The sequence below is a fragment of the Lelliottia sp. WB101 genome, assembly GCF_003051885.1.
GTDB classification, from domain to species: Bacteria; Pseudomonadota; Gammaproteobacteria; order Enterobacterales; family Enterobacteriaceae; genus Enterobacter; species Enterobacter nimipressuralis.
The window spans coordinates 1,501,278-1,528,040 of the sequence record NZ_CP028520.1 but is presented as its reverse complement, the minus strand read 5'-3'; the positions used below and the strand labels follow the sequence as shown (position 1 = coordinate 1,528,040).

General features: G+C 54.7%; 29 protein-coding genes. 17 read left to right on the top strand and 12 right to left on the bottom strand.

Annotation, left to right across the window (positions count from 1 at the left end; translation table 11 throughout):
- Nucleotides 1-148: 148 nt before the first annotated feature.
- Both ispB and sfsB read left to right on the top strand, forming a co-directional pair.
- A complete protein-coding gene (ispB, locus tag DAI21_RS07280) occupies nucleotides 149-1,120 on the top strand; it encodes an octaprenyl diphosphate synthase (protein WP_102105489.1) in 972 nt (323 codons plus the stop codon).
- A gap of 226 nt (nucleotides 1,121-1,346) precedes the next feature.
- Nucleotides 1,347-1,634 carry a DNA-binding transcriptional regulator SfsB gene (gene sfsB, locus DAI21_RS07275; RefSeq protein ID WP_100778739.1) on the top strand — a complete coding sequence of 96 codons (288 nt, stop codon included), beginning with the start codon at nucleotides 1,347-1,349 and terminating at the stop codon, nucleotides 1,632-1,634.
- Between the two features lie 63 nt (nucleotides 1,635-1,697).
- Here sfsB and murA read toward each other — a convergent pair whose 3' ends face one another.
- The 7 genes from murA to mlaF all read right to left on the bottom strand — a co-directional run bounded on the left by murA (nucleotide 1,698) and on the right by mlaF (nucleotide 6,490).
- Entirely contained in the window at nucleotides 1,698-2,957 is a 1,260-nt protein-coding gene (gene murA, locus DAI21_RS07270; protein ID WP_107702764.1) for a UDP-N-acetylglucosamine 1-carboxyvinyltransferase, read from the bottom strand.
- 50 nt (nucleotides 2,958-3,007) lie between these two features.
- Nucleotides 3,008-3,262 (bottom strand): BolA family iron metabolism protein IbaG, encoded by a 255-nt coding sequence (gene ibaG / locus DAI21_RS07265; protein ID WP_100778737.1) that lies wholly within the window; start codon nucleotides 3,260-3,262, stop codon nucleotides 3,008-3,010.
- Between the two features lie 125 nt (nucleotides 3,263-3,387).
- Nucleotides 3,388-3,681: a lipid asymmetry maintenance protein MlaB gene (gene mlaB, locus DAI21_RS07260; protein WP_107702763.1), complete on the bottom strand. Its 294-nt coding sequence runs from the start codon at nucleotides 3,679-3,681 to the stop codon at nucleotides 3,388-3,390.
- Entirely contained in the window at nucleotides 3,681-4,316 is a 636-nt protein-coding gene (gene mlaC / locus DAI21_RS07255; RefSeq protein WP_100778735.1) for a phospholipid-binding protein MlaC, read from the bottom strand. Before mlaC ends, mlaB begins: the two co-directional genes overlap by 1 nt.
- A gap of 3 nt (nucleotides 4,317-4,319) precedes the next feature.
- Nucleotides 4,320-4,883 carry an outer membrane lipid asymmetry maintenance protein MlaD gene (gene mlaD, locus DAI21_RS07250; RefSeq protein ID WP_100780811.1) on the bottom strand — a complete coding sequence of 188 codons (564 nt, stop codon included), beginning with the start codon at nucleotides 4,881-4,883 and terminating at the stop codon, nucleotides 4,320-4,322.
- A 4-nt stretch (nucleotides 4,884-4,887) separates the two neighbouring features.
- Nucleotides 4,888-5,670, bottom strand: a complete 783-nt coding sequence (mlaE, locus tag DAI21_RS07245) for a lipid asymmetry maintenance ABC transporter permease subunit MlaE (RefSeq protein ID WP_100778734.1) — start codon at nucleotides 5,668-5,670, stop codon at nucleotides 4,888-4,890.
- Nucleotides 5,671-5,677: 7 nt separating this feature from the next.
- Nucleotides 5,678-6,490, bottom strand: coding sequence for a phospholipid ABC transporter ATP-binding protein MlaF (gene mlaF, locus DAI21_RS07240; protein WP_100778733.1), 813 nt, complete (start codon nucleotides 6,488-6,490; stop codon nucleotides 5,678-5,680).
- A 227-nt stretch (nucleotides 6,491-6,717) separates the two neighbouring features.
- Between mlaF and DAI21_RS07235 the strand changes: the two genes are divergently transcribed.
- The 11 genes from DAI21_RS07235 (at nucleotide 6,718) to npr (ending at nucleotide 14,637) form a co-directional block, all read left to right on the top strand.
- Nucleotides 6,718-7,695 carry a calcium/sodium antiporter gene (locus DAI21_RS07235; protein ID WP_102105490.1) on the top strand — a complete coding sequence of 326 codons (978 nt, stop codon included), beginning with the start codon at nucleotides 6,718-6,720 and terminating at the stop codon, nucleotides 7,693-7,695.
- A 13-nt stretch (nucleotides 7,696-7,708) separates the two neighbouring features.
- On the top strand, nucleotides 7,709-8,695 hold the full coding sequence (gene kdsD / locus DAI21_RS07230; protein ID WP_100778731.1) for an arabinose-5-phosphate isomerase KdsD: 987 nt from the start codon (nucleotides 7,709-7,711) through the stop codon (nucleotides 8,693-8,695).
- A gap of 14 nt (nucleotides 8,696-8,709) precedes the next feature.
- The gene (kdsC, locus tag DAI21_RS07225; protein ID WP_102105492.1) at nucleotides 8,710-9,276 is read left to right on the top strand and encodes a 3-deoxy-manno-octulosonate-8-phosphatase KdsC; all 567 of its coding nucleotides are present in this window, start codon (nucleotides 8,710-8,712) and stop codon (nucleotides 9,274-9,276) included.
- The gene (gene lptC, locus DAI21_RS07220) at nucleotides 9,273-9,848 is read left to right on the top strand and encodes an LPS export ABC transporter periplasmic protein LptC (RefSeq protein WP_100778729.1); all 576 of its coding nucleotides are present in this window, start codon (nucleotides 9,273-9,275) and stop codon (nucleotides 9,846-9,848) included. The genes kdsC and lptC overlap by 4 nt, the downstream gene beginning before the upstream one ends.
- The gene (gene lptA / locus DAI21_RS07215; protein ID WP_100778728.1) at nucleotides 9,817-10,371 is read left to right on the top strand and encodes a lipopolysaccharide ABC transporter substrate-binding protein LptA; all 555 of its coding nucleotides are present in this window, start codon (nucleotides 9,817-9,819) and stop codon (nucleotides 10,369-10,371) included. The genes lptC and lptA overlap by 32 nt, the downstream gene beginning before the upstream one ends.
- Nucleotides 10,372-10,377: 6 nt before the next feature.
- On the top strand, nucleotides 10,378-11,103 hold the full coding sequence (gene lptB / locus DAI21_RS07210; protein ID WP_100778727.1) for an LPS export ABC transporter ATP-binding protein: 726 nt from the start codon (nucleotides 10,378-10,380) through the stop codon (nucleotides 11,101-11,103).
- Between the two features lie 47 nt (nucleotides 11,104-11,150).
- Nucleotides 11,151-12,584 (top strand): RNA polymerase factor sigma-54, encoded by a 1,434-nt coding sequence (rpoN, locus tag DAI21_RS07205; RefSeq protein WP_102105493.1) that lies wholly within the window; start codon nucleotides 11,151-11,153, stop codon nucleotides 12,582-12,584.
- A gap of 22 nt (nucleotides 12,585-12,606) precedes the next feature.
- Nucleotides 12,607-12,894: a ribosome hibernation promoting factor gene (gene hpf / locus DAI21_RS07200; RefSeq protein WP_100778725.1), complete on the top strand. Its 288-nt coding sequence runs from the start codon at nucleotides 12,607-12,609 to the stop codon at nucleotides 12,892-12,894.
- 82 nt (nucleotides 12,895-12,976) lie between these two features.
- On the top strand, nucleotides 12,977-13,468 hold the full coding sequence (gene ptsN, locus DAI21_RS07195) for a PTS IIA-like nitrogen regulatory protein PtsN (RefSeq protein ID WP_100778724.1): 492 nt from the start codon (nucleotides 12,977-12,979) through the stop codon (nucleotides 13,466-13,468).
- Nucleotides 13,469-13,513: 45 nt separating this feature from the next.
- Nucleotides 13,514-14,368: an RNase adapter RapZ gene (gene rapZ / locus DAI21_RS07190; protein ID WP_100778723.1), complete on the top strand. Its 855-nt coding sequence runs from the start codon at nucleotides 13,514-13,516 to the stop codon at nucleotides 14,366-14,368.
- On the top strand, nucleotides 14,365-14,637 hold the full coding sequence (npr, locus tag DAI21_RS07185; protein WP_095283587.1) for a PTS phosphocarrier protein NPr: 273 nt from the start codon (nucleotides 14,365-14,367) through the stop codon (nucleotides 14,635-14,637). The genes rapZ and npr overlap by 4 nt, the downstream gene beginning before the upstream one ends.
- 4 nt (nucleotides 14,638-14,641) lie before the next feature.
- Here npr and mtgA read toward each other — a convergent pair whose 3' ends face one another.
- The 5 genes from mtgA to lptF form a co-directional block, all read right to left on the bottom strand.
- Nucleotides 14,642-15,370: a monofunctional biosynthetic peptidoglycan transglycosylase gene (gene mtgA, locus DAI21_RS07180; RefSeq protein ID WP_107702762.1), complete on the bottom strand. Its 729-nt coding sequence runs from the start codon at nucleotides 15,368-15,370 to the stop codon at nucleotides 14,642-14,644.
- Nucleotides 15,367-16,020 (bottom strand): isoprenoid biosynthesis glyoxalase ElbB, encoded by a 654-nt coding sequence (gene elbB / locus DAI21_RS07175; protein WP_107702761.1) that lies wholly within the window; start codon nucleotides 16,018-16,020, stop codon nucleotides 15,367-15,369. Before elbB ends, mtgA begins: the two co-directional genes overlap by 4 nt.
- 232 nt (nucleotides 16,021-16,252) lie before the next feature.
- Nucleotides 16,253-18,586 (bottom strand): aerobic respiration two-component sensor histidine kinase ArcB, encoded by a 2,334-nt coding sequence (gene arcB / locus DAI21_RS07170; protein WP_107702760.1) that lies wholly within the window; start codon nucleotides 18,584-18,586, stop codon nucleotides 16,253-16,255.
- A gap of 137 nt (nucleotides 18,587-18,723) precedes the next feature.
- Nucleotides 18,724-19,806, bottom strand: coding sequence for an LPS export ABC transporter permease LptG (lptG, locus tag DAI21_RS07165; protein ID WP_100778719.1), 1,083 nt, complete (start codon nucleotides 19,804-19,806; stop codon nucleotides 18,724-18,726).
- Nucleotides 19,806-20,906 carry an LPS export ABC transporter permease LptF gene (lptF, locus tag DAI21_RS07160; protein WP_100778718.1) on the bottom strand — a complete coding sequence of 367 codons (1,101 nt, stop codon included), beginning with the start codon at nucleotides 20,904-20,906 and terminating at the stop codon, nucleotides 19,806-19,808. Before lptF ends, lptG begins: the two co-directional genes overlap by 1 nt.
- A 266-nt stretch (nucleotides 20,907-21,172) precedes the next feature.
- Here lptF and pepA point away from each other — a divergent pair, with 266 nt between their 5' ends.
- The 4 genes from pepA (at nucleotide 21,173) to DAI21_RS07135 (ending at nucleotide 26,717) form a co-directional block, all read left to right on the top strand.
- Complete coding sequence (pepA, locus tag DAI21_RS07150; RefSeq protein WP_100778717.1) at nucleotides 21,173-22,684, top strand: leucyl aminopeptidase; 1,512 nt, start codon at nucleotides 21,173-21,175, stop codon at nucleotides 22,682-22,684.
- A 107-nt stretch (nucleotides 22,685-22,791) separates the two neighbouring features.
- On the top strand, nucleotides 22,792-23,235 hold the full coding sequence (gene holC / locus DAI21_RS07145) for a DNA polymerase III subunit chi (protein ID WP_100778716.1): 444 nt from the start codon (nucleotides 22,792-22,794) through the stop codon (nucleotides 23,233-23,235).
- The gene (locus tag DAI21_RS07140) at nucleotides 23,235-26,090 is read left to right on the top strand and encodes a valine--tRNA ligase (protein WP_102105497.1); all 2,856 of its coding nucleotides are present in this window, start codon (nucleotides 23,235-23,237) and stop codon (nucleotides 26,088-26,090) included. Before holC ends, DAI21_RS07140 begins: the two co-directional genes overlap by 1 nt.
- Nucleotides 26,091-26,213: 123 nt before the next feature.
- The gene (locus tag DAI21_RS07135; protein WP_107702759.1) at nucleotides 26,214-26,717 is read left to right on the top strand and encodes a GNAT family N-acetyltransferase; all 504 of its coding nucleotides are present in this window, start codon (nucleotides 26,214-26,216) and stop codon (nucleotides 26,715-26,717) included.
- Nucleotides 26,718-26,763: the final 46 nt, after the last annotated feature.

The window sequence follows — 26,763 nt, the reverse complement described above, 5'->3', positions numbered from 1 at the left end:
TCAATACATGAAGAAAAAAAACACAACGCGTACGCTAACGTTTATCTGAGCCGTTTTTTCAGTACAATCAGCAATACTATTGATAAACCGAAACCTTCATTAGCCCAGTAGTCATGCGCTAAACAGAATAAGAAGCCCGGCTTTTGCGATGAATTTAGAAAAAATCAACGAGTTAACCGCGCAAGATATGGCGGGTGTGAATGCAGCAATCCTGGAGCAACTCAACTCTGATGTTCAACTCATCAATCAGTTGGGTTATTACATTGTCAGTGGCGGCGGTAAACGTATCCGCCCGATGATCGCCATCCTGGCCGCGAGAGCCATTGGCTATCAGGGAAATGATCACGTCAATATCGCGGCCCTGATTGAGTTTATCCACACAGCCACGCTGCTGCATGATGATGTGGTGGATGAATCCGATATGCGTCGCGGTAAAGCCACTGCGAACGCCGCCTTTGGCAACGCCGCCAGCGTCCTGGTCGGCGATTTTATCTATACCCGCGCCTTCCAGATGATGACGCGTCTCGGCTCGCTCAAAGTGCTGGAGGTGATGTCTGAAGCCGTGAACGTCATCGCTGAAGGCGAGGTGCTGCAGCTGATGAACGTCAACGACCCGGACATCACTGAAGAAAACTACATGCGCGTCATCTACAGTAAAACTGCGCGCCTGTTTGAAGCTGCGGCTCAGTGCTCCGGTATTCTTGCGGGCTGCACCGAGGCTCAGGAGCGGGGTCTGCAGGATTATGGCCGCTACCTGGGTACCGCGTTCCAGCTGATTGACGATCTGCTCGACTACAGCGCCGATGGCGAAACGCTGGGCAAAAACGTCGGAGACGACCTGAACGAAGGTAAACCGACCCTGCCGCTGCTGCACGCAATGCGTAACGGCACGCCAGAGCAGGCAAAGCTTATCCGCGAAGCGATTGAGCAAGGAAACGGCAGACATCTTCTGGAACCCGTACTGGAAACAATGGCAATCTGCGGATCGCTGGACTGGACGCGTCAGCGTGCAGAAGAAGAAGCCGACAAAGCCATTGCCGCTATTCAGGTTATCCCAGACAGCCCATGGCGAGATGCGCTAATCGGGCTGGCACACATCGCCGTTCAGCGCGATCGTTAAGTTCCTTTTTCTCCCCGCAGCATTCGCGGGGAGTTTCAATAAGTTCCCAAAACACCCAATCTAATGTTACACATTCGGCTTACATGCCGTGTGTATAAAGCCTTGATATATTCTGAATGTTGCATCCTGTTATTCGAACTTTTTAGAACGACCGTTCGAAGAAGGTATACTCGCCATGTCAGTTCAGCCGAAATGACGTGGACGTATTTGAACCAGAGGACAGGATATGGATAAGAAATTTATCGACTGGCATTCGGCCGACATTATTGCCGCATTGCGCAAAAAAGGGACATCGCTGGCCGCCGAATCGCGACGAAGTGGGTTAAGTTCTTCTACGCTGGCTAACGCGTTAACCCGTCCGTGGCCCAAGGGAGAGTTGATCATTGCCAGTGCGCTGGAAACGCAGCCCTGGATTATCTGGCCCTCGCGCTATCACGATCCCATTACCCACGAATTTATCGACAGAACACGCATGATGCGCAAGAAGACAGAGGGAAAAGAGCGCCAGAACTGACGCTTTGACTCAGACAGGAACAGCAACCCCCCGGTCAATATTGGCAGGGGGCTGCGCGAACGATTACTCGCCCTTCACACGCTCGATATTTGCACCCAGCGCGCGCAGTTTGTCTTCAATACGCTCGTAGCCGCGATCGATATGATAGATACGATCCACAATCGTCGTCCCTTCCGCAATACAACCCGCCAGCACCAGGCTCGCAGAAGCACGTAAATCCGTTGCCATTACCTGTGCACCAGACAGCGTTTCTACACCGTGGCAGATAACCGTATTGCTTTCGATTTCTGCGTGCGCACCCATACGGATCAGTTCCGGTACGTGCATGAAGCGGTTTTCGAAAATGGTTTCAGTGATGAAGCCAGTCCCTTCCGCCACCAGGTTCAGCAGCGTGAATTGCGCCTGCATATCCGTCGGGAAAGCCGGGTGTGGTGCCGTACGCACGTTCACCGCTTTTGGACGGTTGCCGTGCATATCCAGGCTGATCCAGTCTTCCCCGATTTCGATATCCGCACCTGCGTCACGCAGTTTTGCCAGAACTGCATCCAGCGTGTCCGGCTGCGCGTTGCGGCAGATGATTTTGCCGCCAGAAATGGCAGCTGCAACCAGGAAAGTACCGGTTTCGATACGGTCTGGCAGAACACGGTACACACCGCCGCCCAGGCGCTCAACGCCTTCGATGGTAATACGGTCGGTACCCTGCCCGGTGATCTTCGCACCCAGCGCCACGAGGAAGTTCGCGGTATCCACGATTTCCGGCTCACGCGCGGCGTTTTCGATAACCGTGGTTCCTTCAGCCAGCGTCGCCGCAGACATGATGGTAACGGTCGCGCCAACGCTCACTTTATCCATCACAATGTGCGCGCCTTTCAGACGGCCATTGACGGACGCTTTCACGTAACCTTCTTCCAGCTTGATCTCTGCGCCCAGTTTTTCCAGACCAAAGATGTGCAGGTCGACCGGACGCGCACCGATAGCACAGCCGCCCGGCAGAGACACCTGACCCTGACCAAAACGTGCCACCAGCGGGCCAAGCGCCCAGATGGATGCGCGCATGGTTTTTACCAGGTCGTACGGTGCGGAGAAGTTATTGACGTTGCTGGCATCGATCCACACGGAACCATTGCGCTCCACTTTGGTGCCCAGCTGAGTGAGCAACTTCATGGTGGTGTCGATATCTTTCAGTTTCGGTACGTTCTGGATTTCTACCGGCTCTTCCGCAAGCAGTGCGGCGAAGAGGATCGGCAGCGCAGCGTTTTTCGCGCCGGAAATTGTGACTTCGCCCTGGAGACGCGTAGGTCCCTGTACACGAAATTTGTCCATGATGTGCTCTCTTATGAATTCAACCGTGCTGCGGGCTAGACACCCTCAGCTCAAAAACCGTTTAGCTTGCGATCGCGTTCCCACTCTTGCGGGGTGTACGCTTTGATCGACAGAGCGTGAATGCGATTATCTGCAATGTATTCCATCAGCGGCGCGTAGACAGCCTGCTGTTTTTTCACACGGCTCATGCCGTCGAAAATCTCACCCACAGCAATAACCTGAAAGTGACTGCCATCGCCAGTGACGTGGACTTCCTGAAGGGAGAGTGCGTTCATCAGCACTGTCTGGATTTCATGATTTTCCATGGGTTCTAAATCATCGGGTAGTGAAACAAGCCCAACATCTTAGAGCAAAGTGACGCAGGCTTAAACAGGCAAAAAGCCCCGACGATGAAACAGTCGAGGCTTTCAGAAGTAACGCACTGAAAATATTAACGAGGTAAAACGTCTTCGGGCAGATTATAGAGCTGCACCAGCGTCAGCACCTTTTCGCTGACCCCGCTTAACGTGACCGCCTGGCCCAGCTTTTTACCTTCAGCCACCAGATGGACCAGCAGCGCAACGCCTGCCGTATCCACGCGGGTAACGTGGGTTAAATCGATAAGCTTAACGCCCTGCATGATGTCACGACGCACATCCCACAGGGGGTTCAGCAGATCCTGGTCAAGTTCACCGGACAGCGCGAGTTTGTCGCCTTCACGCGACCAGCTAAATGGCTGCGTCATTACTTTTTCTCGTCCAGAGAAATTTTCTGACTGGAGATCGATTTCAGCTGTGCGGTCAGGCCATCAATACCTTTAGTACGCAGCAGATCGCTCCACTCGTTCTGTTTGGTCGTGATCATGCTCACCCCTTCGGCGATCATGTCATAGGCCTGCCAGTTGCCCGTCTGGGAGTTTTTACGCCACTGGAAATCCAGGCGCACCGGAGGACGGCCGTTCGGATCGATAATGGTCACACGAATCGGTACGATGGTCGCGTCACCCAGCGGTTGTTCCGGAGCGATTTGATAGGTCTGGCCGTGGTACATCGCCAGCGCCTGGCCGTACGCCTGTTTCAGGTATTCACGGAAAGCGGCAAAGTAAGCATCGCGCTGCGCAGGAGTCGCATCTTTGTAATAACGGCCGAGCACCAGCGCACCCGCATATTTCACCTGCACATACGGCAGCAGTTCCTGATCCACCACATCACGCAGGTAATCCGGGTTTGCACGAATTTTAGGTTGCTCGTTTTTCAGGCGATCAAAGGTCTTCTGCGCCGCCTCATCCATCAGTTTATAGGGGTTGCTCTGATCCGCAGCAACAGCTGCACTCAACGGGGCAATCACCAGCATGGCAACCATTAACAGTCGTTTAATCATGAATTACTTCTCCTGAGATGAATTCGTCGTGCCAGGGGTCGGCGCGACGTCAGTTTGGCCTTCACTCTGTGCAGAGGTATCGTCGGATTTCTTATCATCTCCTTTACCGCTGTAAAGGAACTGACCAATCATATCTTCAAGCACCATGGCTGACTTCGTATCCTGAATCACGCCGCCGTCTTTAAGAATAGACGTTCCCAGCTCAGGATCTTCAAAGCCGACGTTCAGCGCCAGGTATTGCTCGCCCAGCAGACCGGACGTGCGGATAGACAGCGAACTGGTGTCCGGAATGTGGTTGTAGCGCTCTTCGATATCCATTTCGACGCGCGGCAGATAGGTTTTTTCATCCAGCGTGATGTCTGAAACGCGGCCAATCACCACACCGCCGATACGCACCGGCGAACGCGCCTTCAGACCACCAATATTATCGAAGGTCGCATAGAGACGATAAGTGGGTTCAGTCCGAATGGAGGTGATATCCGCCGCTCTGAGACAGATAAACAGCGCAGCCAGAAGCGCCAGCAGCAGAAACACACCTACCCAAATTTCACTTTTTCTTGTTTGCATGAACTCAATTCCCAAACATCAGTGCGGTGAGCACAAAATCCAGGCCAAGAACGGCCAGCGACGAATGAACCACAGTACGCGTTGTCGCGCGACTGATGCCCTCAGAAGTTGGTATCGCGTCATATCCGTTGAACAACGCAATCCAGGTCACAGTCACGGCGAATACCGCGCTCTTAATCAGGCAGTTCACCAGGTCCATGCGCAGATCGACGGCATCCTGCATTGCAGACCAGAAGAAACCGGCATCAATCCCTTTCCACTGCACGCCAACCAATGAACCGCCCCAGATACCGACGGCGACAAACAGAATGGTCAGCAGCGGTAGAGAGATCACCCCCGCCCAGAAACGCGGCGAGATCACGCGGCGCAGCGGGTCGACCGCCATCATCTCCATACTGGAGAGCTGTTCCGTCGCGCGCATCAGGCCAATTTCGGCGGTTAACGCGGAACCAGCGCGGCCAGCGAATAACAGTGCCGCCACCACCGGGCCAAGCTCACGCAGGAGCGAAAGCGCCACCAGCATACCGAGACTGGTTTCTGCGCTGTAGGTGGTCAGCACCAGATAGCCCTGCAGCCCCAGCACCATGCCGATAAACAGACCCGACACGATGATAATCAGCATCGACAGCACGCCGACATTATAGAGCTGACGAATCAGCAACGGGGAGTGTTTGCGGAATTCCGGCTTACCCACCAGCGCATTGAACAACATCAACCCGGCACGCCCGAACGTCCTGATGGTTTTTATGCCACGGTGTCCAAGGGCGGCCAACGCATTTAACAGCATCAGCGGCTTAACTCCCTATTCCCAGTAAATCGTGATGATAGTCACCCGCCGGATAACGGAACGGCACAGGACCATCCGCTATCCCGTCGAGGAACTGGCGAACGCGCGGGTCACTGTTGTTCTGCAGCGCCTGAGCACCGCCGTGGGCGACGATCTTTTTATCCGCCACAATATAGGCGTAATCCGCGATGCTCAGCACCTCTGGCACATCGTGTGATACCACAATGCATGTGACACCCAGCGAGCTGTTCAGTTCTGAAATCAATTTGACCAGCACGCCCATGGTAATCGGGTCCTGGCCGACGAAAGGTTCATCGAACATGATTAAATCGGGTTCGAGCGCAATCGCACGCGCCAGTGCGGCACGACGCGCCATCCCGCCGGAAAGCTCCGACGGCATCAATTTGGCCGCCCCGCGCAGTCCCACGGCTTCCAGCTTCATCATCACCGTCGTTTTCAACAGTTCCGGGGAGAGACGCGTATGCTCGCGCAGCGGATAGGCGACGTTATCAAAGACGTTCATGTCGGTGAATAGCGCGCCAGACTGAAACAGCATGCTCATCCGTTTACGGACGGTATACAGGCGTGAGCGCGACATCTGCGGGACATTTTCACCGTCGAAAAGAATTTCACCGCGGTCCGGTGGGATCTGCCCACCAATCAGACGCAGCAGTGTGGTTTTGCCGATGCCGGATGGCCCCATGATCGCGGTGATCTTACCCCGCGGCACCGTCAGCGTGATGTTTTCGAATATCAATCGGTTAGCGCGCGAGAAGCTGACGTCACGGACGTCGACTAAATTCGCCATCGTTTGGCTCATTTAACGTTCCTTTCTTTCCCATCAAGGTTAAGCATGGCGCTTAATTCAGCCTTAAACCCGACATTTTTGCAGATAATTATCCGCTCAGGTTAGCGAAAGCTGGCATTTGTTTTACTTTTCCGGCGCATAAAGTCAAAATTAGGAATTCGTTACGTCTACAGACTGCATGCGGCGCCAGAGATTCATTCTCAGTGGACCGGCGAGTATACCTGAATAAAGGATTTTTGATGCTTTTAGCAACGGCACTGTTAATAATTGGTTTACTTCTGGTGGTCTACAGTGCTGACCGTTTGGTTTTCGCCGCATCCATCCTGTGCAGACTCTTTGGGATACCGCCGCTGATTATCGGCATGACGGTGGTGAGCGTCGGCACATCGCTTCCGGAAATTATTGTCTCTGTTTCCGCGTCGCTCCATGGCCAGGTCGATCTCGCCATTGGTACCGCGATCGGCTCAAATATCGTTAATATTTTATTGATCCTTGGCCTTGCCGCACTGCTGCATCCATTTCGCGTGGATTCTGATGTTCTGCGCCGCGAATTGCCGCTAATGTTAATTGTCAGCCTGCTGGCAGGCTATGTGCTTTATGATGGGCAACTGACCTTCGACGACGGTATTTTACTGCTGGCGCTGGCGATCATCTGGCTGCTCTATATCGTCAAGATTGCCCGGCTGGCGGAAAAACAGGGGAATGATAGCCTGACGCGTGAGCAGGTGGCTGAACTTCCGCGTGAAGGCACCCTGCCCGTTGCCCTGCTGTGGCTCGGCGTGGCGCTGATTATTATGCCGATGGCCACCCGTATGGTTGTCGACAACGCCACGGTACTGGCCAACTACTTCGCGATTAGCGAACTGACGATTGGCCTGACGGTAATTGCGATCGGTACCAGCCTGCCAGAACTGGCCACGGCGATCGCGGGCGCACGGAAAGGCGAAGGTGATATCGCAATTGGCAATATCATTGGCTCGAATATCTTCAACATCGCTATCGTTATGGGTTTACCCGCACTGATTGCGCCAGGGGCATTTAACCCGCTGGCCTTCTCCCGCGATTACGGTGTGATGCTGTTCGTCAGCGTGATTTTCGCCCTGCTCTGCTGGCGGCGGAAGCAGCAAATAGGCAAAGGGGCGGGCGCCTTGCTGACAGGTGGTTTTATCGTATGGATGGCGATGCTGTACTGGCTGTCGCCTCTTCTCTCTGGGTAAACGGAAACGCATTATGTCGCAAATAGAATTGCAGCCGGGTTTTGACTTTCAGAAAGCAGGCAAAAAAGTTCTGGAGATTGAACGTGAAGGTCTGGCGCAGTTAGATCAATACATAAATCAGGACTTTAGCCAGGCATGTGAGCAAATTGCCGCCTGCACCGGTAAAGTCGTGGTGATGGGAATGGGCAAATCCGGTCACATCGGTCGTAAAATGGCCGCGACCTTCGCCAGTACCGGCACGTCATCCTTCTTCGTCCATCCGGGTGAAGCCGCCCATGGCGATCTCGGAATGGTCACGCCGCAGGACGTGGTGATTGCGCTGTCTAACTCCGGTGAATCCAACGAAATCCTGGCGCTGATCCCGGTGCTCAAGCGTCTGCACGTTCCCCTCATTTGCATGACCAGTCGCCCGGAGAGCAGCATGGCGCGCGCGGCGGATATTCACCTGTGCGTGAAAGTCCCGCAAGAGGCCTGCCCGCTCGGCCTGGCACCGACGTCCAGCACCACTGCGGCGCTGGTGATGGGCGATGCCCTCGCTGTGGCACTGCTTGAAGCACGGGGTTTTACCCCCGAAGATTTTGCCCTCTCTCACCCAGGCGGCGCGCTTGGACGTAAACTTCTGCTGCGCGTGAATGATATTATGCACACCGGCGCGGAAATCCCGCACGTCAGCAAAGATGCCTCGCTGCGTGATGCGCTGCTGGAAATCACCCGTAAAAATCTCGGTATGACGGTCATTTGCGACGACCTGATGAAGATCGAAGGGATCTTCACCGACGGTGATTTGCGTCGCGTCTTTGATATGGGCGTTGACGTGCGCACGCTGGGCATTGCAGATGTGATGACCCCCGGCGGAATTCGGGTCCGGCCTGGTACGCTGGCGGTGGAAGTTTTGAACCTGATGCAGTCCCGTCATATTACCTCAGCCATGGTTGCCGATGGCGACCAACTGCTGGGTGTGGTACATATGCATGATCTTCTGCGCGCAGGCGTAGTGTAATGAAGGATAAGACAATGAGTAATGCGGGTGCATCCCTTGCAACCTGTTATGGCCCGGTCAGTACGCAGATGATGGCAAAGGCGGAAAACATCCGTCTGCTTATTCTGGATGTGGATGGTGTGCTGTCCGATGGCTTAATTTTTATGGGCAATAACGGCGAAGAGCTGAAGGCATTCAACGTGCGCGACGGCTACGGAATTCGCTGTGCGATCACATCCGGCATCGAAGTTGCTATCATCACCGGGCGTAAGGCTAAACTGGTAGAAGATCGCTGCGAAACATTAGGCATTACCCATTTGTATCAGGGGCAATCCGACAAAATGGTCGCGTTCCGGGATTTGCTGGCGAAGCTTGCCATCGCCCCTGAAAACGTCGCCTACGTTGGAGACGATCTGATCGACTGGCCGGTCATGGCTGAAGTCGGGTTGAGCATCGCCGTGGCGGATGCCCATCCTTTGCTGATCCCGCGCGCTGACTATGTCACCCGGATCAACGGCGGTCGCGGCGCCGTTCGTGAAGTCTGCGATTTGTTACTGCTGGCGCAGGGCAAGCTTGATGAGGCCAAAGGGCAATCGATATGAGTAAAACCAGACGTTGGGTTATCATTCTGCTTTCACTGGCCGTACTGGTTCTGATTGGCGTGAATCTCGCCGACCAGGACGACACGCCGGATGAAGTGGTCAGCACCAATGATCCGACCTACAAAAGCGACCACAGCGACACCGTGGTTTACAGCCCTGAAGGCGCCCTGAACTATCGCCTGATTGCGCAGCATGTAGAGTATTTTTCCGATGATGGCATCTCGTGGTTCACCCGACCGGTGATGACCACATTTGATACCAACAAAATTCCAACGTGGTCGATTAAATCTGACAGAGCAAAATTGACGAATGACCGTATGCTTTATTTGTATGGTCATGTTGAAGTCAACGCCCTGACGCCAGATTCTCAACTGCGCAAAATTACTACGGATAATGCCCAGATCAACCTGGTCACCCAGGATGTCACGTCTCAGGATCTGGTGACGTTATACGGCACAACATTTAATTCCAGCGGTCTAAGAATGCGCGGGAACTTACGCAGCAAAAACGCCGAGCTGATTGAAAAGGTTAGAACCTCCTATGAAATTCAAAACAAACAAACTCAGCCTTAACTTTATCATTGCCAGCGCGCTGCTGGCCGCCAGTCTCCCCGCGCTTGCTGTTACGGGCGACACTGAGCAGCCTATCCATATCGAATCTGACACTCAGTCGCTTGATATGCAGGGTAACGTCGTGACCTTTACCGGCAACGTCGTCATGACCCAGGGCACAATCAAAATCAATGCCGACAAAGTGGTTGTCACCCGTCCGGGCGGCGAGCAGGGCAAAGAGATTATTGATGGCTACGGCAATCCGGCCACCTTCTATCAGATGCAGGATAACGGCAAGCCGGTGAAAGGCCGCGCCTCTCATATGCACTACGAGCTGGCTAAAGATCTCGTCATCCTGACCGGCAATGCCTATCTGGAACAGCTGGATAGCAACATCACCGGCGATAAGATCACCTATCTGGTGAAAGAGCAGAAAATGCAGGCTTTCAGCGAAAAAGGTAAGCGCGTCACTACCGTTCTGGTTCCGTCTCAGCTGCAGGACAAGAACAAAGACCAGGCCCCGGCACAGAAAAAGAGTAACTAATTCGTTATGGCAACATTAACTGCAAAGAACCTCGCCAAAGCCTATAAAGGCCGCCGCGTCGTGGAAGATGTCAGTCTGACCGTAAACTCCGGCGAAATCGTGGGCCTGTTAGGCCCAAACGGTGCGGGCAAAACCACCACCTTTTACATGGTGGTCGGCATCGTTTCACGCGATGCGGGCAACATTATCATTGATGATGAAGACATCAGCCTGTTGCCACTGCATGCGCGCGCGCGTCGTGGTATTGGCTATCTGCCCCAGGAAGCGTCGATTTTCCGTCGTCTGAGCGTGTTCGACAACCTGATGGCCGTGCTGCAAATCCGTGACGATTTGACCTCCGAGCAGCGTCAGGATCGTGCCAACGAGCTGATGGAAGAGTTCCACATCGAACATCTGCGCGACAGCCTCGGCCAGGCGCTGTCCGGTGGTGAACGCCGCCGCGTAGAAATCGCCCGTGCGCTTGCCGCGAATCCAAAATTTATCCTGCTGGATGAACCTTTTGCGGGCGTTGACCCTATCTCCGTCATCGACATCAAACGTATTATCGAGCATTTGCGCGACAGCGGCCTCGGTGTGCTCATCACGGACCACAACGTACGTGAAACGCTGGCAGTTTGTGAACGCGCTTATATCGTCAGCCAGGGCCATTTAATCGCCCACGGCACGCCACTCGAAATCCTCGAAGACGAGCATGTGAAGCGTGTGTACCTTGGGGAAGACTTCAGACTCTGATAGGGTAGAGGTTAAGTCACGCCAAAGCGGGGAAAAACGCTCTGAACATGAAGCAAGGTTTGCAATTACGGCTCAGCCAGCAACTGGCGATGACGCCACAGCTACAACAGGCGATTCGTCTGTTGCAGCTGTCCACGTTAGAACTTCAGCAGGAACTCCAGCAGGCGCTGGACAGTAACCCCCTGCTGGAGCAAACCGATCTTCATGACGAGGTTGATACCCAGGAAAAGCAGGACACCGAATCGCTTGATACCGCAGACGCTCTTGAACAAAAAGAGATGCCGGACGAGCTACCGCTAGACGCCAGCTGGGATGAAATCTACACCGCCGGAACCCCTTCCGGGACGCGTGCAGATTACCAGGATGACGAGCTACCGGTCTATCAGGGTGAAACCACCCAGTCCCTGCAGGATTATCTGATGTGGCAGGTAGAGCTGACGCCATTCACCGAAACCGATCGCGCGATTGCTACCTCGATTGTCGATGCCGTGGATGACACCGGCTATTTGACCGTTTCTCTGGAAGATATTCTGGAGAGCATCGGGAACGGCGATATCGATCTCGATGAGATCGAAGCGGTGCTAAAACGCATCCAGCGCTTTGACCCGGTTGGCGTGGCGGCGAAAGATCTGCGTGATTGCCTGTTGATCCAGCTGTCGCAGTTTGCGAAAGAGACGCCGTGGATCGACGAAGCGCGGTTGATCATCAGCGATCACCTCGATTTGCTGGCGAATCACGACTTCCGCTCGCTGATGCGCGTCACCCGTCTGAAAGAAGATGTGCTGAAAGAGGCGGTGAATCTGATTCAGTCCCTCGATCCACGCCCCGGACAGTCGATCCAGACCAGCGAACCCGAGTACGTCATTCCTGACGTTCTGGTACGCAAACACAATGGCCGCTGGGCCGTTGAACTGAATTCCGACAGCATTCCTCGCCTGCAAATCAATCAGCAATACGCCTCCATGTGCACCAGCGTGCGCAACGACTCCGACAATCAATATATTCGTAGCAATCTTCAGGAAGCGCGCTGGCTGATCAAAAGCCTTGAGAGCCGAAATGATACGCTGCTACGGGTGAGTCGTTGCATCGTCGAACAGCAGCAGGCGTTTTTCGATCAGGGCGAAGAGTTTATGAAACCGATGGTGCTGGCGGATATCGCCCAGGCCGTCGAGATGCACGAATCGACCATTTCGCGCGTGACTACGCAGAAGTATCTGCACAGCCCGCGCGGTATTTTTGAGCTTAAGTATTTCTTCTCCAGCCATGTGAATACCGAAGGCGGTGGCGAAGCCTCGTCAACGGCCATTCGCGCACTGGTGAAGAAGTTGATCGCCGCGGAAAACCCCGCGAAGCCACTGAGTGACAGTAAGTTAACCACCATGCTGTCCGACCAGGGTATTATGGTGGCACGTCGTACTGTTGCGAAGTATCGAGAGTCTTTATCCATTCCGCCGTCTAACCAGCGTAAACAACTGGTTTGACACAACCGATAAGGAAGACACTATGCAGCTCAACATCACAGGACAGAATGTCGAGATCACTGAAGCCTTGCGTGATTTTGTGAATACAAAATTCGCCAAACTGGAGCAGTATTTCGAGAGGATCAATCAGGTCTACATTGTGTTAAAAGTGGAGAAAGTGACTCATATCTCGGACGCAACCCTGCATGTCAACGGGGGCGAAATCCATGCCAGTGCGGAAGGGCAAGACATGTATGCGGCTATCGACGGCTTGATTGACAAGCTGGCACGACAGCTTAATAAACATAAAGATAAACTGAAACAACACTAATTGTCCGGGCAGTTAACGGGTGCAGGGCGGCCTGTTGTCAAACACAACAGGCCATTTGTACAGTTAGCGCTTAGGTGAAATTATGATGAACAACGATTCCTCGCTTCAATTGAGTAATGTCCTTAACCAGGAATGTACCCGCAGTGGCGTTCACTGTCAGAGCAAAAAACGGGCTCTGGAAATTATCAGTGAACTGGCTGCAAAACAGTTAAGCCTGCCGCCTCAGGTGGTATTCGAGGCCATTCTGACCCGTGAAAAAATGGGCAGTACCGGCATCGGCAATGGCATCGCCATTCCGCATGGCAAACTGGAAGAAGACACATTACGCGCCGTGGGCGTTTTTGTGCAGCTTGAAACGCCTATCGCTTTTGATGCGATTGATAACCAGCCGGTTGATTTGCTTTTCGCTCTGCTGGTGCCTGCTGACCAGACGAAAACCCATTTGCATACGCTTTCTCTGGTCGCAAAACGTCTGGCGGATAAAACAATTTGCCGCCGTCTGCGCGCAGCCCAAAGTGATGAAGAGCTGTACCAAATTATCACCGAAGCGGAAGGCAATCAGGATGATGCGTAACCAGGAGATGGCCTTCACATCTGCAGTCGTGAGGAGAAACGGAACATGGTGCTGATGATCGTCAGCGGTCGTTCAGGCTCGGGGAAATCCGTGGCCCTGCGAGCGCTCGAAGATATGGGATTTTACTGCGTCGACAACCTTCCGGTTGTCCTGCTGCCCGACCTGGCGCGAACGCTTGCTGACCGGCAGATCTCTGCTGCGGTCAGTATCGACGTGCGCAACATGCCGGAATCCCCGGAAATCTTTGAAGAGGCGATGAACAGCCTGCCGGATAACTTCACGCCGCAGTTGCTGTTCCTTGACGCTGACCGTAACACGCTAATCCGTCGCTACAGTGACACCCGTCGTTTACACCCCCTTTCCAGCAAGAATCTGTCGCTTGAAAGTGCCATCGACGAAGAGAGCGATCTGCTGGAACCGCTGCGTTCCCGTGCAGATCTGATCGTCGATACCTCTGAAATGTCCGTGCATGAGCTGGCAGAAATGCTGCGTACCCGCCTGTTGGGTAAACGCGAGCGCGAGCTGACCATGGTGTTCGAATCCTTTGGCTTCAAACACGGCATTCCAATCGATGCGGATTATGTGTTCGACGTACGATTCCTGCCGAACCCGCACTGGGACCCGAAACTGCGTCCAATGACCGGTCTGGACAAGCCCGTGGCGGCATTCCTCGATCGTCACACAGAAGTTCACAATTTTATCTACCAGACGCGAAGCTACCTTGAGCTATGGTTACCTATGCTGGAAACCAACAATCGTAGCTACCTGACGGTCGCAATTGGTTGTACCGGCGGTAAACATCGTTCGGTGTATATTGCCGAACAGCTGGCTGATTACTTCCGCTCACGCGGTAAAAACGTTCAGTCTCGTCATCGCACGCTGGAAAAACGTAAAACATGACCGTAAAACATACCGTTGAGATCACCAACAAGCTGGGCATGCACGCACGCCCGGCGATGAAACTGTTTGAACTGATGCAAGGATTTGATGCGGAAGTGCTGCTGCGTAACGATGAAGGCACGGAAGCAGAAGCCAACAGCGTAATTGCGCTGCTGATGCTGGATTCCGCAAAGGGCCGACAGATTGAAGTGGAAGCGACCGGTCCGCAGGAAGTCGAAGCGCTGGCTGCGGTCGTCGCGCTGTTCAACGCCGGATTTGATGAGGACTAAGTCCTCATCTGTACAATTTATTCCTGGTCATAAACCCTTCCCCACCTAACTGCCGCATCTGGCGCATGATCCACGCCTGACGATTGCGGACATACCCTGACGGGGCATCCGCTTTATAGCGAATCGGGTTAGGTAACACTGCGGCCAGCAGTGCGGCCTCGGCTTGGGTCAGGCGGCTGGCGGGTTTGTGGAAATAGCGTTGTGCCGCCGCCTCCACGCCAAACACCCCATCACCAAACTCAGCGATATTGAGATACACCGTCAGAATGCGTTTTTTACTCCAGACGGTCTCCATGCCCAGCGTCAGACCTGCCTCAAGCCCTTTGCGCACCCAGCTTCTGCCATCCCATAAAAACAGGTTTTTCGCCGTCTGCTGAGAGAGCGTCGAGGCACCGCGCACGCGATTTTCATTCCGCTCATTGTGGGCCAGCGCTTTTTCAATCGCCGAGACGTCAAAGCCCCAGTGTTCCGGGAATTTCTGATCTTCCGCCGCGATAACCGCCAGTCCCATCCACGGGGAGATTTCGTCCATGCTCACCCAGTCCGAGTGGGCCACATAGCTGAAATCCCCCGTCAGCCATGCGCCGAGCTGGCGCTCAACCATGACCGCAGAAAACGGCACTGGCACAATGCTGAACAGCGCGATGCCACCGCCCCAGAACACCGCAAGCGCCAGCAGCGCGCGCAGCACAATGCGTTTCACCCAGGCGACAGGAGAGCGATTTTTACTCACCGGGAAAGCACCAGCACGCGTTCGACCAGTTTCTCAATACCGACGGCGGCTTCAGCGATAGTTTGCGCCAGCATATAGGCGGGTGTAGTCACGATTTTATTGTCCTCATCGACCACGATATCTTCCACCGGGCACGGCACATGCTCGCCGCCCATCTCTTCGATCACTTCAGCGGTATCGATGTCAGTGCCGATGGTCAGGCGCAGCGGGAAATCAAAAATCTTAGGCAGCATCGCAGGGGCGATGCACATAAAGCCCAGCGGTTTTCCTGCGGCGTGCATGCGCTGCGCCAGCGCTTTCAGCGCATCATCGACCCGACACTCGCTGCCCTGGCTGGCGAAATTACTCAAATTTTTGGCGTCACCAAAACCACCTGGCACGATCAGGGCATCCAGCTCCTCGGCATTGGCCTGTGCCAGCGGCTGGATATTGCCACGGGCAATGCGCGCCGCTTCAATCAGCACATTGCGGGTTTCCGGCATCAATTCACCAGATAAATGATTGATAACATCCGTCTGGCTTTTATCCGGCGCAAAACAGATCGCTTCTGCACCCTGTTTCGCCAGTGCGAGCAGCGTCAGAACTGACTCATGAATCTCTGCGCCGTCGTAAACGCCGCAGCCGCTCAGTACAACACCTACCTTTTTCATTTCGCCGTCCCTTCTCTCCAACTCTCTGAAGCACATTAAAAATTCTGATTAAAACGCTATGCTTCACACATTTCACTGATTCCTGTAACAAATCATTTAAGATTTGCTATCTTAACTGCGTGCGGCCTAAATTTTCGGGCAGCGTCCATGCAGTCACAATACTAAAAAAACAGGCGCTGCCAAGATTTCCCTGGTGTTGGCGCAGTATTCGCGCACCCCGGTTTAGCCGGGGTCATTTTTTGGTATTTTCCACCCACGCTTTCAACACATCCACATCGTTCTGCCACTCTTGTTTCATCTCCTCAACCCATTCACCTACGTTATCCCACCACGCCGGTAAATCCGGAGACTGGATCTGCTGACCCAACTGCTGCAAATGGCGTAACCCGACCGATCCGGCAGCGCCTTTAATTTTGTGCCCCTCTTCGACAATGCCTTTCTGGTCGCGTGCCGTCAGATTGGACTCCAGCACGCTTAAATAGCCCGGCATCATTTTCTCGAACACCGCCACCCCATCGGTGATCAGTTTCGGCCCGACCAGATCGATGTACTGCTCCAGCATGGCGATATCCAGAAGTGATTGTGCTTTTTCGCTCTCTACAGGCGTCATCGTGCTCTCCTCTTCATCACAGGTATCCCAGAATTTTTTGATCATAGCGGTCAGGGCTGGCACCGCCAGCGGTTTGCTGAGCACATCGTCCATACCGGCATCGAGGTACTCTTTTTTGTCCTTCAGGACGTTAGCGGTCAGAGCCACCAGCGGCGGTAATTCATCGCGCGTATAACGACGCGTCAGCTCGCGGGAGATGTCCAGCCCGGTCATATCCGGGAGCTGAATATCCAGCAGCACGAGGTCATACTCACCCGGCGTAAACATCTCCAGCGCGGCAGTCCCGGTCATCGCCACATCGACGCTGTTACCCAGTTTTTCGAGCACAGAACGGGCGACAATCACGTTCAGCTCAATATCTTCCACCAGCAGAACATGAAGGGCTGGCAGCGGCAGTTCATCGTTCTCGAAGGTATCTTCTACCTCTTCTGCAACCGCAGGCGCATGTACCGTCAGCGTAAATACAGAGCCTTTCCCCTGCTGGCTGGAGACGGTGATATCCCCGCCCATGCTCTTCGCCAGACGGCGTGAAACGGCCAGGCCAATCCCGGTGCCCGTTGCCGGTTTCCCGCCGTGGCTGTCTTTCACCTGATAATACATGGCGAAGATTTTGTCCTGCTCCTCCTGCGGAATGCCGATGCCGGAGTCTTCCACTTCGAAGTGCAGCATATCGCCTGAATCGAAGCGAATACGCACCACCACTTCCCCTTTCTGGGTGAACTTTACGGCGTTGCTGATGAGGTTCCACAGGATCTGGCGCAGACGCGTACCGTCCGTCACCACTTTATGCGGCAGCGGCAGCGAAGGCTCCAGCACAAAGCGCAGCCCTTTCTGCTGCGCCTGCAGACCGGAGAGATTCTCCAGATCCGCCAGGAATCCGGTGAAGTCGACGGGCTGATTATCCAGCTGGACTTTTCGGCGTTCCATCTTATCCATATCAATAATATCGTTGAAGATATTACCGAGGGTCACGGCGGAAACGTGGATAGTTTTGAGGTATTTTTCCTGTTCGCCGGTCAGTTCCGTGTCCAGCAGAATACGGCTAAGCCCCACGATGCCGTTCAACGGCGTACGCAGCTCGTGGCTGATGGTCGAGATGAAGGTGGTCTTGTCGCGGCTGGCACGCTCTAGCGCGTCCTGATAACGCTTACGCTCGGTAATATCGCGGCCAAAGCCCATCAGGCCGTGGCGTTTGCCCACGCGGTCGTAATAAGGCACTTTACGGATTTCAAAGCAGGCTTTGCGCCCGTCGGGATAATCCAGCCACTGCTCGTAGGTGAGAGAGACATTGTGGCGGAACACTTTCTCGTCGGTTTCGATAACCTTGGCCGCCGCCTCTTCCGAGTAGACATCCTGCGGTTTAAGGTGAATCAGCTGTTTCTCACTTTTCCCCGTCAGCAGCTCCATCGCCCGGTTACAGCCGGAGAACTCTTTATCTTCGTTGCGGTAGAAGACCAGATCCGGTGAAGCGTCGAGGAACGAGCGCAAGAAGGAGGATTGCTGCTCCAGCTGAATCTGCGTGACTTCACGCTCTTTCATCTCAACCTTCAGCTGCTCAAGGGTCGCCTGACGTTCGGCTTCCGCTTTCTCACGATCCGAAATCTCCTGATTCAGCTGCGCAATGTTGTCTTTTAGCTGGACGTTAAGCTTGAGGTCACGCTCGCGCATCTCCTCCAGTTTCTGCACCAGACGGGAGAGCCGCTGGCGTGACTCTTCCAGCTGTTCCACCACCACCGAGAGAAAATAGACCGCCCACGGGGTGATCAGCAGGCCGAAGAAGATCGAGCGGATAACGTCGATACTTTCGACCTGGCCGTGCAGCACCATGGTTACCGCCATCTGCACGACAATCGCCAGCACCACCAGCGCCAGGGCCAACAGCAGTGAGAAACGCACCAGGCCGAGCTTCATCATCAGGTCGACGTAGTACTGCGCAAGCATACGAATTTGCTTCATAGGGGATCCCTTCACGACTTCATCGCTCAATAATACTCAAATTCCGGGCAAGGCGTTGAAGGTTGTGTGAAAAAGTGCGGCGTGAATCAGGAGATTAGCCTCACTCCCGGCGATTCGGGAGTGAGGAAGAGGTGCGATCAGGAGCGTCTGAGAAGCAGCCAGAGGCTGATCAGGAAGAACGACGCGCTCGGCAGCAGCGCACCGATCAGCGGTGGAATACCGTAGACCAGCGTCAGCGGGCCAAAGATCTGGTCCAGCACGTAGAAAACAAAGCCGAAGCTGATACCGGTGACCACACGCACGCCCATCGGCACGCTACGCAGCGGCCCGAAGATGAACGACAGCGCCATCAGCATCATTACCGCCACGGACATCGGCTGGAAGATTTTGCTCCACATGTTGAGCTGATAACGCCCGGCATCCTGGCCGCTCGACTTCAGGTACTTCACATAATTGTGCAGGCCACTGATAGAGAGCGCATCCGGGTCCAGCGCCACCACGCCCAGTTTGTCAGGCGTCAGGTTCGTCTTCCAGGTGCCCGAAACGGTCTGAGCACCGGTGATTTGTTTCGGATCTTGCAGGTTCGATTCATCCACCTGCGACAGGCGCCAGAGCTTCTGCGCCGGATCGAATTTCGCCGTGGTCGCGTAACGCACGGACTGTAAACGGCGATGTTCGTTGAAGGCGTAAATACTCACACCGCCCAGCTCATCATCACCCTTCACACGTTCGATATAGACGAAGTTGTTACCGTCTTTCGCCCACAGGCCTTGTTGAGTTGAGAGCAAAGAGCCGCCGTACATGGCCTGCGCACGATAGTTACGCGCCATCTGCTCGCCCTGCGGAGCGACCCATTCACCGATTGCCATCGTCAGCAGGACCAGTGGAATAGCCGTTTTCATCACCGACAGCGCCACCTGCATACGGGTGAAGCCCGAAGCCTGCATTACCACCAGCTCACTGCGCTGGGCCAGCATCCCCAGCCCCAGCAACGCGCCTAACAGCGCGGCCATCGGGAAGAAGATTTGCACATCTTTTGGCACGCTGAGAATGGTATACATCCCGGCGCCCAGTGCGTCGTAACTCCCCTGCCCGGCTTTTTTCAGCTGGTCGACAAACTTGATGATGCCCGAGAGCGACACCAGCATGAACAACGTCATCATGATGGTGGTGAAAATGGTTTTACCGATATAGCGGTCAAGAACGCGGAAAGCCTGCATCACACCGCTCCTTTACGTACAAAGCGGGCACGTATGCGGCGCATCGGCACGCTATCCCACAGGTTTAATACCACTGCCAGCAGCAGGTACAGGCCATTGACCACCCACATCCAGATCATCGGGTCGATCTTGCCCTTGCCGCCATTCGACTTGATAGACGTTTGCAGCAGGAAGAACACCAGATAGAGCAGCATCGCTGGCAGCATGGAGAGCACACGACCCTGACGCGGATTAACCACGCTCAGCGGCACAACCATCAACGCCATCATAAACACGGTGAATACCAGCGTCAGACGCCAGTGCAGTTCCGCTCTCGCGCGATTGGTATCGGTGTTTATCAGGGTACGCATGTCCATCTGCTCGGTATCCGTTGGATCGAGCGCCACGTTCTGATGGCCGACAATCGCCTGATAGTTCTGGAAATCGGTAATACGGAAGTCGCGCAGCAGCGCGGTGCCTTCAAAGCGGGTGCCTTTGTTCAGCGTCACCACTTGAGAGCCGTCTTTACGCTGCGAGAGCTGACCGGAATCCGCGACCACCACGGAAGGGCGGGCGTTGCCTTTGGTACGGATTTGCGCGAGGAACACATCGTTGAATCGACTGCCGTCAACGCTTTCAATGAAGAGGACGGAGCTGCCGTCTGTGGCCTGCTGGAACTGGCCCTGCGCGAGCGCCGCCATGCCAGGGTTGGCTTTGGCTTCGGCCAGCACTTCATCCTGATGTCGGGAAGACCAGGGGCCGGCCCACATCACGTTTACCGCCGCCACGATACCGGTGAACAGTGCCAGCACCATCGCGGCTTTCACCAGTACGGCTTTGCTTAGGCCGCAGGCGTGCATGACGGTGATTTCACTTTCGGTATAAAGTTTTCCCAGCGTCATGAGCAGGCCGAGGAAAAGGCTTAGCGGCAGAATAAGCTGCGCCATTTCGGGCACGCCTAATCCGAGCAGAGAAAGCACCAGATTTGTTGGGATTTCGCCGTCTACCGCCGCGCCGAGGATCCTGACTAACTTCTGACAGAAAAAGATCAGAAGTAAGATGAAAAGGATCGCCAGCTGGCTTTTGAGCGTCTCCCGCACCAGATATCTTATGATTATCACTTTAAATACGCCCGTAAAAACCCGTCTCTTTGCTGGAAAATTGCTTGTTTCATGGCTTAAACGTCATTTATTCTCTTGAGTCGTCGAAAACATCGCTAAGATTAAAAAACCCGGCGGTGTCGCGCTTCAGGATATTTTTTGACGTGTCGAAACCGTAGTAACGTAAGATTAACACGAAGTCACCACAACAGCGGACATGAGTTACGAAAGGTTTCAATTCTATCCGTAGCAGCCGTCGTTGTCTTTAAGATTCAGGAGCGTAGTGCATGGAGTTCAGTGTAAAAAGCGGTAGCCCGGAGAAACAGCGGAGTGCCTGCATCGTTGTGGGCGTCTTTGAACCACGCCGACTCTCCCCGATCGCCGAACAACTCGATAAAATCAGTGACGGCTATATCAGCGCCCTGCTGCGCCGTGGCGAACTCGAAGGCAAACCTGGGCAGACGCTGTTACTGCACCATGTTCCCAACGTGCTGTCCGAGCGCATTCTGCTGATTGGTTGCGGTAAAGAGCGCGAGCTTGATGAACGCCAGTACAAGCAGGTCATTCAGAAAACTATCAATACCCTGAATGATACCGGCTCAATGGAAGCCGTCTGCTTCCTGACCGAACTGCACGTGAAAGGTCGCAACACCTACTGGAAAGTGCGTCAGGCCGTTGAGACCGCGAAAGAGAGCCTCTACAGTTTTGATCAGTTGAAGACCAACAAAAGCGAACCGCGTCGTCCGCTGCGTAAAATGGTCTTTAACGTCCCAACCCGTCGCGAGCTGACCAGCGGCGAGCGCGCCATTCAGCACGGTCTGGCGATTGCCGCCGGTATCAAAGCGGCGAAAGATCTCGGCAATATGCCGCCAAACATCTGCAACGCCGGTTATCTGGCCTCGCAGGCGCGTCAGCTGGCTGATTCCTACAGCAAAAATGTCGTCACCCGCGTCATCGGCGAACAGCAGATGAAAGAGCTAGGGATGCACTCGTACCTTGCGGTCGGAAACGGTTCGCAGAACGAATCGCTGATGTCGGTCATCGAGTACAAAGGCAATCCGTCCGAAGATGCGCGCCCTATCGTGCTGGTTGGTAAAGGCCTCACCTTTGACTCCGGCGGTATCTCCATCAAACCTGCCGAAGGCATGGATGAGATGAAGTACGATATGTGCGGTGCAGCGGCAGTGTACGGCGTGATGCGTATGGTTGCCGAACTGCAGTTGCCGATTAACGTCATCGGCGTACTGGCGGGCTGTGAAAACATGCCTGGTGGTCGCGCGTACCGTCCAGGCGATGTTCTGACCACCATGTCCGGCCAGACCGTTGAAGTGCTGAACACCGACGCCGAAGGCCGTCTGGTGCTGTGCGACGTGCTGACCTACGTGGAGCGCTTTGAGCCTGAAGCGGTCATCGACGTGGCGACGTTGACCGGCGCCTGTGTGATTGCCCTCGGCCATCACATCACCGGCCTGATGTCGAACCACAATCCGCTGGCCCATGAGCTGATCGGCGCATCCGAGCAAGCGGGCGACCGCGCATGGCGTTTGCCGTTGGGCGATGAGTATCAGGAGCAGTTAGAGTCTAACTTCGCAGACATGGCCAACATTGGCGGCCGTCCTGGCGGGGCGATTACCGCAGGCTGCTTCCTGGCACGCTTTACCCGCAAGTACAACTGGGCTCACCTGGATATCGCGGGTACCGCATGGCGCTCCGGTAAAGCCAAAGGCGCCACCGGTCGTCCAGTTGCCCTGCTGTCGCAGTTCCTGCTCAACCGCGCCGGTTTTAACGGCGAAGAGTAGTTGCACGCCGTTGTCCGGCGGCGTCAGGCTTGCCGGACCTACAAGGTGTACGCTGGCCGGGTAACCCCCGGCTTTGCGTTTAAATCCACCCAAAGAAGCCCCATATTATGAAGAATGCGACGTTCTACCTTCTGGACAACGATAACACCGTCGATGGCTTAAGCGCCGTTGAGCAACTGGTGTGTGAAATTGCCGCAGAACGTTGGCGCAGCGGTAAACGCGTCCTGATTGCCTGTGAAGATGAAGCGCAGGCGATTCGTCTTGACGAAGCGCTGTGGGCAAGGCCACCCGAAGGTTTTGTTCCGCATAATTTGTCGGGAGAAGGGCCGCGCGGTGGCGCACCGGTGGAGATTGCCTGGCCACAAAAGCGTAACAGCAGCGCGCGCGATATTCTGATCAGCCTACGTATCGGCTTTGCAGATTTTGCCACCGCTTTCACAGAAGTGGTAGACTTTGTCCCTCACGAAGATTCTCTGAAACAACTGGCGCGCGAACGCTACAAAGCGTACCGCCTGGCCGGTTTTAACCTGAATACGGCAACCTGGAAATAATGGAAAAGACATACAACCCACGAGATATCGAACAGCCGCTTTACGAGCACTGGGAAGAGCAGGGCTATTTCAAGCCTAACGGCGATGAAAGCAAAGAGTCCTTCTGCATCATGATCCCGCCGCCGAACGTCACCGGCAGTTTGCATATGGGTCATGCCTTCCAGCAAACCATCATGGATACCATGATCCGTTACCAGCGCATGCAGGGCAAAAACACCCTGTGGCAGGCCGGGACTGACCACGCGGGCATTGCGACCCAAATGGTGGTTGAGCGTAAGATTGCCGCTGAAGAAGGTAAAACCCGCCACGACTACGGTCGCGACGCGTTCATCGACAAAATCTGGCAGTGGAAAGCCGAATCTGGCGGCACCATTACCCGTCAGATGCGTCGTCTCGGCAACTCCGTGGACTGGGAGCGCGAGCGCTTCACCATGGATGAAGGCCTTTCCAACGCCGTGAAAGAAGTTTTCGTCCGTCTGTACAAAGAGGACCTGATTTACCGTGGCAAACGCCTGGTGAACTGGGACCCGAAACTGCGCACTGCGATCTCCGATCTGGAAGTGGAAAACCGCGAGTCGAAAGGCTCCATGTGGCACATCCGCTATCCGCTGGCCGATGGCGCAAAAACCGCAGACGGTAAAGATTACCTGGTGGTTGCGACGACGCGTCCAGAAACCCTGCTGGGCGATACCGGCGTGGCCGTTAACCCGGAAGATCCGCGTTACAAAGATCTGATCGGTAAATTTGTGGTTCTGCCGCTGGTGAACCGCCGTATTCCAATTCTTGGCGACGAGCACGCCGATATGGAAAAAGGCACCGGCTGTGTGAAAATCACCCCGGCACACGATTTCAATGACTATGAAGTTGGCCGTCGTCACGCCCTGCCGATGATTAACATTCTGACCTTTGACGGCGATATCCGTGAAAGCGCGGAAGTGTATGACACCAAAGGCGAAGAGTCTGACGTTTACTCCTCTGAAATCCCGGCTGAATTCCAGAAACTGGAACGTTTTGCTGCGCGTAAAGCGGTGGTTGCGGCCATTGACGCGCTCGGCCTGCTGGAAGAGATCAAACCTCACGATCTGACCGTTCCTTACGGCGACCGTGGTGGCGTGGTCATCGAGCCGATGCTGACCGACCAGTGGTACGTGCGTGCCGATATCCTGGCGAAACCGGCTGTCGAAGCGGTTGAGAACGGTGATATCCAGTTCGTACCAAAACAGTATGAAAACATGTACTTCTCCTGGATGCGCGATATTCAGGACTGGTGTATCTCTCGTCAGCTGTGGTGGGGTCACCGTATCCCGGCCTGGTATGATAACGACGGCAACGTGTTCGTTGGCCGCACCGAAGAAGAAGTGCGTCAGGAAAATAATCTGGGCGCTGACGTGGCCCTGCGCCAGGACGAAGACGTCCTGGACACGTGGTTCTCCTCCGCCCTGTGGACCTTCTCCACTCTCGGCTGGCCGGAAAACACCGATGCCCTGCGTCAGTTCCACCCGACCAGCGTGATGGTCTCCGGCTTCGACATCATCTTCTTCTGGATTGCCCGCATGATCATGATGACCATGCACTTCATCAAAGATGAGAATGGCAAGCCGCAGGTTCCGTTCCATACCGTCTACATGACCGGTCTGATTCGTGACGACGAAGGCCAGAAGATGTCCAAATCCAAGGGTAACGTTATTGACCCACTGGATATGGTTGACGGGATTTCGCTGGCAGATCTGCTGGAGAAACGTACCGGCAACATGATGCAACCGCAGCTGGCAGAGAAAATTCGCAAGCGCACCGAGAAGCAATTCCCGGACGGTATCGAGCCGCACGGCACCGACGCCCTGCGTTTCACCCTGGCAGCGCTGGCCTCTACCGGTCGCGATATCAACTGGGACATGAAACGTCTGGAAGGTTACCGCAACTTCTGTAACAAGCTGTGGAACGCCAGCCGCTTCGTGCTGATGAACACCGAAGATCAGGATTGCGGCTTCAACGGCGGCGAAATGACTCTGTCTCTGGCGGATCGCTGGATTCTGGCGGAATTCAACCAGACCATCAAAGCGTACCGTGAAGCGCTGGATACCTATCGCTTTGATATCGCAGCAGGCATTCTGTATGAGTTCACCTGGAACCAGTTCTGCGACTGGTATCTGGAGCTGACCAAGCCAGTAATGAATGGCGGCAATGAAGCGGAGCTGCGCGGCACGCGCAACACGCTGATTACCGTTCTGGAAGGTTTGCTGCGTCTCGCGCACCCAATCATCCCGTTCATCACCGAGACCATCTGGCAGCGTGTGAAGGTCATCAAAGGCATCACTGCCGACACCATCATGCTGCAGCCGTTCCCGGAATTCGACGCCGCACAGGTAGATGAAGCAGCCGCTTCCGATACCGAATGGCTGAAACTGGCGATTGTGGCAATCCGTAACATTCGCGCAGAGATGAACATCTCTCCAGGCAAACCACTGGAACTGCTGCTGCGCGGTTGCAGCGAGACGGCGATTCGTCGTGTGACTGAGAACAGTAGCTTCCTGCAAAACATGGCGCGTCTGGAAAGCATCACCGTGCTGCCAGCTGATGACAAAGGTCCGGTCTCCGTGACTAAAATCATCGAAGGCGCCGAGCTGCTGATCCCAATGGCGGGCCTGATCGATAAAGAGACCGAACTGGCTCGTCTGGCAAAAGAAGTGGCCAAAGTCGAACTGGAAATCGGAAAAATCGAGAGCAAGCTGGCTAACGAAGGCTTTGTCGCACGCGCCCCTGAAGCGGTTATCGCGAAAGAGCGTGAACGTCTGGTCGCCTTCGCCGATGCAAAAGCGAAACTGATCGAGCAGCAGGCCGTTATCGCCGCGCTGTAATTCCTCTACCCCTTGCCTGATCGCAGGCAAGGGGTATCCTCCCTGAATTATCCTCGCTTGCACTCCCCTTTCTGTGGTGCTATTAACTGCAACTGTGTGTCAATTTTTGTCATGAGTAATGCTATGAGCGTGATTACCCCCGTCGCAGCGGCCATGCGCCGGATCACTGAGCAAGACAATGCCGGGATCGCTGCGGTTATCCGTGAAGTGTCGGCGGAGTACGGCCTGACGGCCGATAAAGGCTATACCGTCGCCGACCCCAACCTGGACGAGCTATTTCAACTTTACAGCCAGCCGGGCCATGCCTACTGGGTGATTGAACAGAACGGCAAAGTTGTCGGTGGAGGCGGTGTCGCGCCACTGAGCTGCAGCGAGCCAGATATCTGCGAGCTGCAAAAGATGTATTTCCTGTCGAACGTGCGCGGACAAGGCCTGGCGAAAAAGCTGGCGCTGCTTGCTCTCGATCACGCACGCGCGCAAGGTTTTAAACGTTGCTACCTCGAAACGACCGCCTTCCTCAAAGAAGCCATCGGCTTATATGAGCACCTGGGTTTTGAACATATTGATGCGCCGCTGGGCTGTACCGGGCATGTCGATTGCGAAGTCAGGATGCTGAAAATTCTGTAAATCTCCTTCCTGCCCTCTTCTGTTAAGCAGCCGTAAACTGAATGCT

Coding starts and splice junctions, on each gene's coding strand:
- ispB (WP_102105489.1), top strand. CDS start 149: ATGAATTTAGAAAAAATCAACGAGTTAACCGCGCAAGATATGGCGGGT.
- pepA (WP_100778717.1), top strand. CDS start 21,173: ATGGAGTTCAGTGTAAAAAGCGGTAGCCCGGAGAAACAGCGGAGTGCC.
- mlaE (WP_100778734.1), bottom strand. CDS start 5,670: ATGCTGTTAAATGCGTTGGCCGCCCTTGGACACCGTGGCATAAAAACC.
- npr (WP_095283587.1), top strand. CDS start 14,365: ATGACCGTAAAACATACCGTTGAGATCACCAACAAGCTGGGCATGCAC.
- kdsC (WP_102105492.1), top strand. CDS start 8,710: ATGAGTAATGCGGGTGCATCCCTTGCAACCTGTTATGGCCCGGTCAGT.
- ptsN (WP_100778724.1), top strand. CDS start 12,977: ATGATGAACAACGATTCCTCGCTTCAATTGAGTAATGTCCTTAACCAG.
- mlaD (WP_100780811.1), bottom strand. CDS start 4,883: ATGCAAACAAGAAAAAGTGAAATTTGGGTAGGTGTGTTTCTGCTGCTG.
- lptA (WP_100778728.1), top strand. CDS start 9,817: ATGAAATTCAAAACAAACAAACTCAGCCTTAACTTTATCATTGCCAGC.
- hpf (WP_100778725.1), top strand. CDS start 12,607: ATGCAGCTCAACATCACAGGACAGAATGTCGAGATCACTGAAGCCTTG.
- lptC (WP_100778729.1), top strand. CDS start 9,273: ATGAGTAAAACCAGACGTTGGGTTATCATTCTGCTTTCACTGGCCGTA.
- kdsD (WP_100778731.1), top strand. CDS start 7,709: ATGTCGCAAATAGAATTGCAGCCGGGTTTTGACTTTCAGAAAGCAGGC.
- DAI21_RS07235 (WP_102105490.1), top strand. CDS start 6,718: ATGCTTTTAGCAACGGCACTGTTAATAATTGGTTTACTTCTGGTGGTC.
- holC (WP_100778716.1), top strand. CDS start 22,792: ATGAAGAATGCGACGTTCTACCTTCTGGACAACGATAACACCGTCGAT.
- DAI21_RS07135 (WP_107702759.1), top strand. CDS start 26,214: ATGAGCGTGATTACCCCCGTCGCAGCGGCCATGCGCCGGATCACTGAG.
- mlaC (WP_100778735.1), bottom strand. CDS start 4,316: ATGATTAAACGACTGTTAATGGTTGCCATGCTGGTGATTGCCCCGTTG.
- lptG (WP_100778719.1), bottom strand. CDS start 19,806: ATGCAGGCTTTCCGCGTTCTTGACCGCTATATCGGTAAAACCATTTTC.
- ibaG (WP_100778737.1), bottom strand. CDS start 3,262: ATGGAAAATCATGAAATCCAGACAGTGCTGATGAACGCACTCTCCCTT.
- lptB (WP_100778727.1), top strand. CDS start 10,378: ATGGCAACATTAACTGCAAAGAACCTCGCCAAAGCCTATAAAGGCCGC.
- mlaB (WP_107702763.1), bottom strand. CDS start 3,681: ATGACGCAGCCATTTAGCTGGTCGCGTGAAGGCGACAAACTCGCGCTG.
- murA (WP_107702764.1), bottom strand. CDS start 2,957: ATGGACAAATTTCGTGTACAGGGACCTACGCGTCTCCAGGGCGAAGTC.
- rpoN (WP_102105493.1), top strand. CDS start 11,151: ATGAAGCAAGGTTTGCAATTACGGCTCAGCCAGCAACTGGCGATGACG.
- DAI21_RS07140 (WP_102105497.1), top strand. CDS start 23,235: ATGGAAAAGACATACAACCCACGAGATATCGAACAGCCGCTTTACGAG.
- sfsB (WP_100778739.1), top strand. CDS start 1,347: ATGGATAAGAAATTTATCGACTGGCATTCGGCCGACATTATTGCCGCA.
- arcB (WP_107702760.1), bottom strand. CDS start 18,586: ATGAAGCAAATTCGTATGCTTGCGCAGTACTACGTCGACCTGATGATG.
- mlaF (WP_100778733.1), bottom strand. CDS start 6,490: ATGAGCCAAACGATGGCGAATTTAGTCGACGTCCGTGACGTCAGCTTC.
- rapZ (WP_100778723.1), top strand. CDS start 13,514: ATGGTGCTGATGATCGTCAGCGGTCGTTCAGGCTCGGGGAAATCCGTG.
- elbB (WP_107702761.1), bottom strand. CDS start 16,020: ATGAAAAAGGTAGGTGTTGTACTGAGCGGCTGCGGCGTTTACGACGGC.